Source organism: Streptomyces sp. NPDC002130 (genome assembly GCF_040296465.1).
Classification (GTDB): domain Bacteria; phylum Actinomycetota; class Actinomycetes; order Streptomycetales; family Streptomycetaceae; genus Streptomyces.
Window position 1 is genome coordinate 1 of record NZ_JBEOXI010000303.1, and the last position, 8,578, is coordinate 8,578.

General features: G+C 69.1%; 7 protein-coding genes and 1 pseudogene. 3 read left to right on the forward strand and 5 right to left on the reverse strand.

The genetic code is table 11. The features are described 5' to 3' along the window. Positions 1 to 703, reverse strand: a 703-nt coding sequence (locus ABT116_RS36025; protein WP_351642860.1) for a transposase family protein, incomplete at its 3' end; no start/stop codon positions are given. Between the two features lie 182 nt (positions 704 to 885). Between ABT116_RS36025 and ABT116_RS36030 the strand changes: the two genes are divergently transcribed. Together ABT116_RS36030 and ABT116_RS36035 are read left to right on the forward strand one after the other, a co-directional pair. Continuing rightward, complete coding sequence (locus ABT116_RS36030) at positions 886 to 2,559, forward strand: ATP-binding protein (protein ID WP_351642863.1); 1,674 nt, start codon at positions 886 to 888, stop codon at positions 2,557 to 2,559. Further along, on the forward strand, positions 2,559 to 3,239 hold the full coding sequence (locus ABT116_RS36035; protein WP_351642865.1) for a response regulator: 681 nt from the start codon (positions 2,559 to 2,561) through the stop codon (positions 3,237 to 3,239). Before ABT116_RS36030 ends, ABT116_RS36035 begins: the two co-directional genes overlap by 1 nt. Positions 3,240 to 3,313: 74 nt before the next feature. On the opposite strand, the gene ABT116_RS36040 is transcribed toward ABT116_RS36035, so the two are convergent. The 4 genes and pseudogenes from ABT116_RS36040 to ABT116_RS36055 form a co-directional block, all read right to left on the reverse strand. Further along, complete coding sequence (locus ABT116_RS36040) at positions 3,314 to 4,906, reverse strand: monocarboxylic acid transporter (protein WP_351642868.1); 1,593 nt, start codon at positions 4,904 to 4,906, stop codon at positions 3,314 to 3,316. Then, positions 4,903 to 5,463 carry a DUF485 domain-containing protein gene (locus tag ABT116_RS36045; RefSeq protein ID WP_351642871.1) on the reverse strand — a complete coding sequence of 187 codons (561 nt, stop codon included), beginning with the start codon at positions 5,461 to 5,463 and terminating at the stop codon, positions 4,903 to 4,905. Before ABT116_RS36045 ends, ABT116_RS36040 begins: the two co-directional genes overlap by 4 nt. A gap of 71 nt (positions 5,464 to 5,534) precedes the next feature. After that, positions 5,535 to 5,609: pseudogene (locus tag ABT116_RS36050) on the reverse strand (DNA-binding response regulator); the annotation flags it as partial. Positions 5,610 to 5,711: 102 nt separating this feature from the next. Next, positions 5,712 to 7,835 carry a DNA gyrase/topoisomerase IV subunit B gene (locus ABT116_RS36055; RefSeq protein ID WP_351642873.1) on the reverse strand — a complete coding sequence of 708 codons (2,124 nt, stop codon included), beginning with the start codon at positions 7,833 to 7,835 and terminating at the stop codon, positions 5,712 to 5,714. 442 nt (positions 7,836 to 8,277) lie between these two features. Here ABT116_RS36055 and ABT116_RS36060 point away from each other — a divergent pair. Next, positions 8,278 to 8,578, forward strand: a 301-nt coding sequence (locus tag ABT116_RS36060) for a DUF7455 domain-containing protein (protein ID WP_502983996.1), incomplete at its 3' end; no start/stop codon positions are given.

The window sequence follows — 8,578 nt, forward strand, 5'->3', positions numbered from 1 at the left end:
GGCGGTTCGGGCTGCAGCGGGCTCTGCGGAAGATCCGCCAGGACTTCAGCCTTGCGACACCTCGTTCGACTGGTGCTCGTGCTGCTGACAGTGCTCGGTTCATCGTGCGCTGAGTCGGTGTGAGTTCTCGGCGGGGCGGGCGTCGGATTGGTGTGGTCACCCAGGGGCCGGCTCCGATGTAGGCGCGGTCGGCGAGGACGGGGACGCCCTGACGTTCGCAGATCCGGATGATCTTGTGGGTGCGGGCCGCGGTGAGGTCGTGGGTGCGGCCGGGCAGCGCAGGTGAGATCCACAGCAGCCTGCCCGCGGGATCGGTCACGACCTGCACGTTCACGCCGTGGCGGCGATGCTTGTGGGAGTAGCCGGCCCGGCTGTCGCCGACCCGGTCGCACTCGGCGAGCGTGCCGTCCAGGAGGACGTGCTCGGGATGGGTCTCCCACAGCACCCGCAACAAGCCGGGCGCCCGCTTGGACAGGTGATTGATGACGGCGGCGACGTAGGCGTGAGCGGTGCCGACCGAGATCCCGAAGCCGGCCGCGATCTGCGCCAGGGTGTCGTGTCGGCGCAGGTACACCAAGCCGACCAGGGCACGCTGGTGCGGCGGGAGCTTGCAGCGGCGGTCACCCTCGCGGGTGACGATGAGCATGGTGACCCACTCGACCAAGGCGTGAGGCAGGTCGAGTGCGGCAGGATAGGCAACCAACGAGGCTCCCGCGCCGGTGGGTTGAGACGTAGAACACCTCCTCCAACGGCACGGGAGCTTTGTCCGTTGTGGGGACCGATCCCCTCACCCGATCAGTGGCCACGCTGAAAAAGCTCATTGATCTGGAGATCCACGCCACACCCGTCTAGGGCGGCCGACGGTCCGCACGTACGGTCTTGGGTATGAGCCCCACTCCCCCCGCACGCCGCCTGCGCCTCGGCCTGCCCCGGCGGGTGTTCTCGCAGGTGCTGCTGATGCAGGTCGTGATCGCCGCGGGAGTCGCGGTGCTCGCGACCGGACTGTTCCTCGCCCCCCTCAGCAATCAGCTGGACGACCAGGCGATGCGCCGTGCGCTCGCGATCGCGCAGACGACCGCGCAACTGCCCGACCTCGCGAAGGACCTGCGGGACACTCCCCCCACGCCGAACGGCCCGGTGCAGCGGGAGGCGGAGCGGATCCGGAAGGCCACCAAGGCCGAGTACATCGTGGTGATGGACTGGCGGGGCGTGCGCTGGTCGCACACGGACCCGAAGCAGATCGGCGGCATCGTCTCCACCGACCCGGGCCAGGCCCTGGCCGGCAAGGAGGTCATGGAGATCGACAGCGGCACCCTGGGCCGCTCCGCCCGGGGCAAGGTGCCGCTGCGCGACGGCGACGGCCATGTCGTCGGCGCGGTCTCGGTCGGCATCGCCTACGACAGCGTCCGGGCCCGGCTGATCCACGCGATCCCGGGGCTGCTCGCGTACGCCGGCGGCGCCCTGGCCGTGGGCGCGCTGGCCGCGTGGGTCATCTCACGGCGAGTCCAGCGGCAGACCAGGGACCTGGCCTTCTCGGACATCGCGGCACTCCTGTCCGAACGGGAGGCGATGCTGCACGGCATCCGGGAGGGTGTCGTGGCCCTGGACCGCACCGGCCGCATACGCCTCGTGAACGACGAGGCGCAGCGCCTGCTGGGCATCGGGGAGACGGTCGTGGGCCGCTCCCCCGACGAGGCGCTCGGCACGGGCCGTACAGCCGACGTGCTGGCCGGACGCGTCACCGGCACGGATCTGCTCACCGTGCGCGGCCAGCGGGTACTGGTCGCCAACCGCATGCCCACCGACGACGGCGGCGCCGTGGCCACCCTGCGCGATCGCACCGAGCTGGAGCAGCTGGGCCGCGAACTGGACTCCACCCGCGGTCTGATCGACGCCCTGCGCGCCCAGGACCACGAGCACGCCAACCGTATGCACACGCTTCTCGGGCTGCTCGAACTGGAGATGTACGACGACGCCGTCGAGTTCGTCGGCGAGGTGGTCGGTGACCACCGGGCCACCGCGGAACAGGTCACCGAACGGATCGAGGATCCGTTGCTCGCCGCCCTGCTGGTCGGCAAGGCGACCGTCGCGGCCGAGCGGGGCGTCGCCCTGTGGGTGTCGGACCGGACCCGGCTTCCCGACCGACTGGTCGACCCGCAGGGTCTCGTCACGGTCGTGGGAAACCTGGTGGACAACGCCCTCGACGCCGTCGCCGGCAAGCCGCACGCGCGCGTGGAGGTCGAACTGCGCGCCGAGGGGCGTACGGCGATCCTCCGGGTGCGTGACACGGGGCCGGGCGTCCCGCCGGAGCACCGGGAGTTGATCTTCACCTCGGGATGGTCTACGAAGAAGCCGCCGGCTCACCGTGAGCGGGGTATCGGACTCTCCCTGGTGCGCAGGCTGGCCGAACGGCAGGGTGGCAGCGCGACCGTCGGCGAGGCACACGGCGGGGGCGCGGAGTTCACCGTCGTCCTGCCCGAGGCACTGGCCGAGCCGGGTCCCGAACGGGCCGTGCTGACCGTGCCGTCAGCTCCGCAGACCGCCGAGAAGGAGTCGTGATGATCGAGGTCCTGGTCGTGGACGACGACATGAGAGTCGCGAAGGTCAACGCCGCCTACGTCGAGAAGGTGCCGGGCTTCCATGTCGCCGGTGAGGCCCACAGCGCGGCGGAAGCGCTCCATCAGCTGGAGACACTGCCCCGGCTGGACCTCGTGCTCCTGGACCATTACCTGCCGGACGCCACGGGGCTCGCCGTCGTCCAGGAGATGCGGCGGCGCGGCGACCAGACCGACGTGATCATGGTGACGGCGGCCCGGGACGTCTCCACCGTGCAGGCGGCGATGCGGCACGGCGCACTGCAGTACCTGGTCAAGCCGTTCGCCTTCGCCGGCCTGCGCGCCAAACTGGAGGCCTACGCGGAACTGCGCCGCACCCTGGACGGCGGCGGGGAGGCGGAACAGGCCGAGGTGGACCGTATCTTCGGGGCCCTGTCGGCGCCGTCGGAGCCCGACCTGCCCAAAGGACACTCCCCGACCACCGCTGAGCTGGTCCGCCAGTGCCTGATGCACGCGAACGGGCCCCTGTCCGCCCAGGAGATCGCCGAGCGGACCGGAGTGAGCCGTCAGACCGCCCAGCGCTATCTGAAGCTCCTGGAGCGCACAGGACGGGCCAGGCTCACCCTCAAGTACGGCGACGCGGGCCGCCCGGAACACCGTTACGTGTGGGCGACCCGCGGCTAGGGCCGTCAGCGGTTCGGTCTCCTCAAGCTTCGGTGACGGTCACCGTCCTGGTCACGGCACCGCAGGCACCACCCCTACGCCGCTCCCGCGCCCGTCAGCGACCGCACCTCGGTCTCCGCGTGCTTGGCCTCGTCCGGGACCTCCGCCGAGGTGACCGTGCCCAGCCAGCCCGCGAGGAAGCCGAGGGGAATCGAGACCAGGCCCGGGTTCTGCAACGGGAAACACTGGAGGTCGATGCCCGGGAAGAGCGAGTCGGGACTGCCGGACACCACCGGGGACAGCACCACGAGCACCACAGCCGGGATCAGACCGCCGTAGACGGCCCAGACGGCGCCCCGTGTGGTGAAGCCCGGCCAGAAGAGGGAGTAGAGCAGCACCGGCAGGTTCGCCGACGCGGCGACGGCGAAGGCCAGGCCCACCAAGAACGCCACGTTGAGATCCCTGGCCAGCAGGCCGAGCGCGATCGCCACCGCGCCGACGCCGACAGCCGCCATACGGGCCACGGCCACCTCACTGCGCGGCTTACCGCTCCTGCGCCGCAGGGAGGCGTACAGGTCGTGGGCCACGGATGCCGAGGACGCGAGCGTGATCCCGGCGACCACGGCGAGGATCGTCGCGAAGGCGACCGCGGCGACGATCGCGAAGAGAACCGTCCCGCCGGTGGACCCCGCCCCACCGCCCAGATCGAGCGCCAGCAACGGAACCGCCGTGTTCCCGGCCGCGTTCGACCCGCGCACCGCTTCCGGCCCCAGGATGGCGGCCGCGCCGAACCCGAGCACGATCGTCATGAGATAAAAGCCGCCGATGAGCCCGACGGCCCACACGACCGAGCGGCGGGCAGCGCGCGCGGTCGGCACGGTGTAGAAGCGCGACAGGATGTGCGGCAGCCCCGCCGTGCCCAGCACCAACGCCAGCCCCAGACTGATGAAGTCGAAGCGGGCGGTCCAGTCCCCGCCGTACTTCAGCCCCGGTGCCAGAAACGCCGCGCCGTGCCCGCTGCGCTCGGCCGCCGTGATCAGCAGCCGGTCCACGTCGCCGTGGAAGCGCGCCAGGACGAGAACCGTCAGCACCACGGTGCCCCCGAGCAGCAGGACGGCCTTGACGATCTGGATCCAGGTGGTCGCCCGCATCCCTCCCAGCGACACGTAGACGACCATGAGCGCGCCCACCCCGATGACGGTCCAGGACCGCGCCGCGTCGCTCGTACCGCCGAGCAGCAGCGCCACCAGGCTCCCCGCGCCGACCATCTGCGCCACCAGATACAGAACGGACACCGTGACCGAGGAGGTTCCCGCCGCGATCCTCACCGGCCGCTCCCTCATCCGTGACGTCACGACATCAGCGAGCGTGAACCGGCCGCAGTTGCGGACCAGTTCGGCGACCAGGAACAGCACCACGAGCCACGCCACCAGGAACCCGACGACGTACAGCAGCCCGTCGTAACCGAACAGCGCGATGAGCCCGGTGACTCCCAGGAAGGAGGCGGCCGACATGTAGTCGCCCGCGATGGCAAAACCATTCTCCATGGGTGAGAAGAGCCGCCCTCCGGCGTAGAACTCCTCCGGCGAACCGCGCCTGTTGCGGCTGACCCACGTGGTGATCCCCAGCGTGACCGCGACGAACGCGCTGAAGAGCAGCAACGCCAGCGTCTGGTGTTCCTCCGTCACGACCTACCACCGTTCACACCACGCGTCAGTTCCTGTGTGTCCCAGCGCAGTTCGAGCGCGGCCCGGTCCCGGCGCAGCCGCGCGTGCCGTGCGTACGCCCAGGTGAGCAGAAACGTGGACAGGAACTGCCCCAGCCCCGCCACCATCGCCACGTTCACCGCTCCCACGACGGGCCGCGCCATCAGCTGCGGCACTGTCGTGGCAGCCACGACATAGCCCACGTACCAGACGAAGAAGGCCACGAACGCCGGCACCACGAACCTCCGGTACCGCCGCCGCACCTCCTGAAAGGCGGCACTGCGCTGCACTTCCAGGTACACATCGGCCGTCGCGGCCCCCGTCACGCCCTCTGCCCGCGCGGGCGGAATCAGCGCGTGGACCTGCGCCCCGTCGTCGGCCGACTCGCCCCAGCCGGAGGCGAGGGCGTCGTACCAGGGATCGTCATACCTGAGCTGTCCGGCCTCCTCGAGCGGGACCGGATCATGAGCGTCGAGAGGTTCGGCCCAACTTTCCTCGCCCGCTCCGCCACCGCGAGGACGGTCCTTGCTTTGCTGCATGTCCAAGGATGGACAGAACGGGAAGATCCCCGACTCTTCTTCCCTTCGCTCTTCACCCCATCAGGTGACTGACCCGCTGGTGACCGCACGAGTCCCTTCCCCAAGGCGTAACGCACCGTCTGTGCACGGTCCTTGAGTCCGGTCTTGTGAAGAGGTCACGGCCCGCACGCTCTCGGCCGTGCGTCTCTCCACCCGAGGGTGGAGAGACGCCTTTCGCGGCCGGGCGGTACGCGGACGCCAGGCAGCGGCTACGCGTCGATCCGTGACCGGTCCAGCGTGGCCGCCGAGTTGGAGATGAACTCCTTGCGCGGTGCCACGTCGTTGCCCATCAGCAGATCGAAGACCTGCTCGGCGGCCTCCAGGTCGGAGAGGTTGATCCGGCGCAGGGTGCGGTGGCGCGGGTCCATCGTCGTCTCGGCCAGCTGGTCGGCGTCCATCTCGCCGAGGCCCTTGTAGCGCTGGATCGAGTCCTTGTAGCGGATGCCCTTGCTCTGGAACTCCATCAGCGTGTCGCGCAGTTCGCGGTCCGAGTACGTGTAGACGTACTTGTCCTGGCCCTTCTTCGGCTGGACGATCTCGATCCGGTGCAGCGGCGGCACCGCCGCGAAGACCCGGCCGGCCTCCACCATGGGCCGCATGTAGCGGTGGAACAGCGTCAGCAGCAGGGTGCGGATGTGCGAGCCGTCGACGTCGGCGTCGGTCATCATGATGATCTTGCCGTAGCGCGCGGTGTCGATGTCGAACGTCCGACCCGATCCGGCTCCTATGACCTGGATGATCGCACCGCACTCGGCGTTCTTCAGCATGTCCGTCACGGACGACTTCTGGACGTTGAGGATCTTGCCGCGGATCGGGAGCAGCGCCTGGAACTCGGAGTTCCGGGCGAGCTTCGCCGTGCCGAGCGCGGAGTCGCCCTCGACGATGAACAGCTCGCTGCGGTCGACGTCGTCGCTGCGGCAGTCGGCCAGCTTGGCCGGCAGCGAGGAGGACTCCAGGGCCGTCTTGCGACGCTGCGCGTCCTTGTGCTGCCGGGCGGCGATGCGCGTACGGGCCGCGGCGACGGCCTTCTCCATCACGACACGGGCCTGCTGTGCGGCGTCCCGCTTCGTGGACGTCAGGAACGCCTTGAGCTCCTTCGTGACCACGTTGTTCACGATGCGGCGAGCCGCCGAGGTCCCGAGGACCTCCTTGGTCTGGCCCTCGAACTGCGGCTCGGCGAGGCGCACGGTGACGACCGCGGTCAGGCCCTCCAGGGCGTCGTCCTTGACGATGTCGTCCTCGGCGACGCGAAGGAGCTTCTTGGTGCGCAGCACCTCGTTCATCGTCTTGGCGACGGCCTGTTCGAAGCCGGCGACGTGGGTCCCGCCCTTGGGCGTGGCGATGATGTTGACGAAAGACCGAAGCGTCGTGTCGTAGCCCGTCCCCCATCGCAGTGCGATGTCGACTCCGAGCTCGCGGGTGACCTCGGTCGGCGTCATCTGGCCGTGGTCGTCCAGGACGGGCACGGTCTCCTTGAAGGTGCCCTGCCCGGAGAAGCGGAGTACGTCGCAGACCGGCTTGTCGTTCGCCAGGTACTCGCAGAACTCGCTGATGCCACCGTCGAAGCGGAAGGACTCCTCGCCCTTGCTGCCGCCCTCGCCGAGCCCGTACTCGTCGCGCACGACGATGGTCAGGCCGGGCACCAGGAACGCGGTCTGCCGGGCACGCTGGTGCAGCGTCTCCAGATTGAGCTTTGCGTCCCTGAGGAAGATCTGGCGATCGGCCCAGTACCGCACGCGCGTGCCGGTGCGGGTCTTCGGGATCTTCTTGGCCTTGCGCAGGCCGCCCTTGGCCTCGAACTTGGCGTCGGGGCCGTTCCCCGCGAAGGCTCCGGGCACCCCGCGCCGGAAGCTGATCGCGTGGGTGTGCCCACCGCGGTCCACCTCGACGTCCAGGCGGGCGGACAGGGCGTTCACCACGGAGGCGCCGACGCCGTGCAGACCACCTGAGGCGGCGTAGGAGCCGCCGCCGAACTTGCCGCCGGCGTGCAGCTTGGTCATGACGACCTCGACACCGGAGAGGCCGGTCTTGGGCTCGACGTCGATCGGGATCCCCCGGCCGTTGTCCCGGACCTCGACCGAGCCGTCGTCCTGGAGGATCACCTCGATGTGGTCGCAGTACCCGCCCAGGGCCTCGTCGACGGAGTTGTCGATGATCTCCCAGACGCAGTGCATCAGGCCACGGCTATCGGTCGACCCGATGTACATACCCGGGCGCTTGCGCACGGCCTCGAGCCCCTCGAGGACGAGCAGGTGCCGCGCGGTGTAGTTGGATCCGTCCCGGTCTGCTCCTGCCAGCAGAGCTGTGGACGGCACGGACGTCTCGGCGGTCACGCGGTTCGCTCCTCGCTGAATTTCGGATGGGGCCCTCGTGGGTAAGGGCGCGGCTTCAGTCACCGGTGAGAGGGTACCGAGGCCTGGTAGAGCCGTTGTAACGCCACCCTCGTCGAAAACTCACACTAGTCCACACTCGCATGGGTGTTCGATCCCTCGATGGAGTGAAGTACACATCACGTTCCCTTCCAGGCATGAACCATTTAGGCTCCGGGCACGTCCTCATGAACAACCGGCAACCCAGCCGGGAGGACCGACCACCGATACAACGCGAAGCCCCGTAAGACACATAGACACGCAATACGGCACATTCGCCGCCAACCGGCAGCAGACAGCCGCCTCGCAAAGATTCTTTCGAGGAAAAGCCACGAGCGGGAACGTTTTGGGGCTGGTTGGATGTTGACCCTGGTACGACAGCTCGTCGAGCTAGAGAAGAGGCGACGTGACTACTGTTCTGACCCCTGCGAGCCAGTTGACGGCCGCTGATCGCTGCGACCGCTGCGGCGCCCAGGCGTACCTGCGCGTCGTACTGCTCAGCGGCGGAGAACTGCTCTTCTGCGCCCACCACGGGCGCAAGTTCGAGCCGGAACTCAAGAAGATCGCCGCTGAGATACAGGACGAGACGGAGCGGCTCACGTCCGTTCCCGCGAACGCCTCCGAAGAAGAGCGGTACCGCGCCCCACACGACCTCAAGGCCTTCATCGCCGGCCTCCCCAAGGCCGAACTGCACGTGCACCACGTGG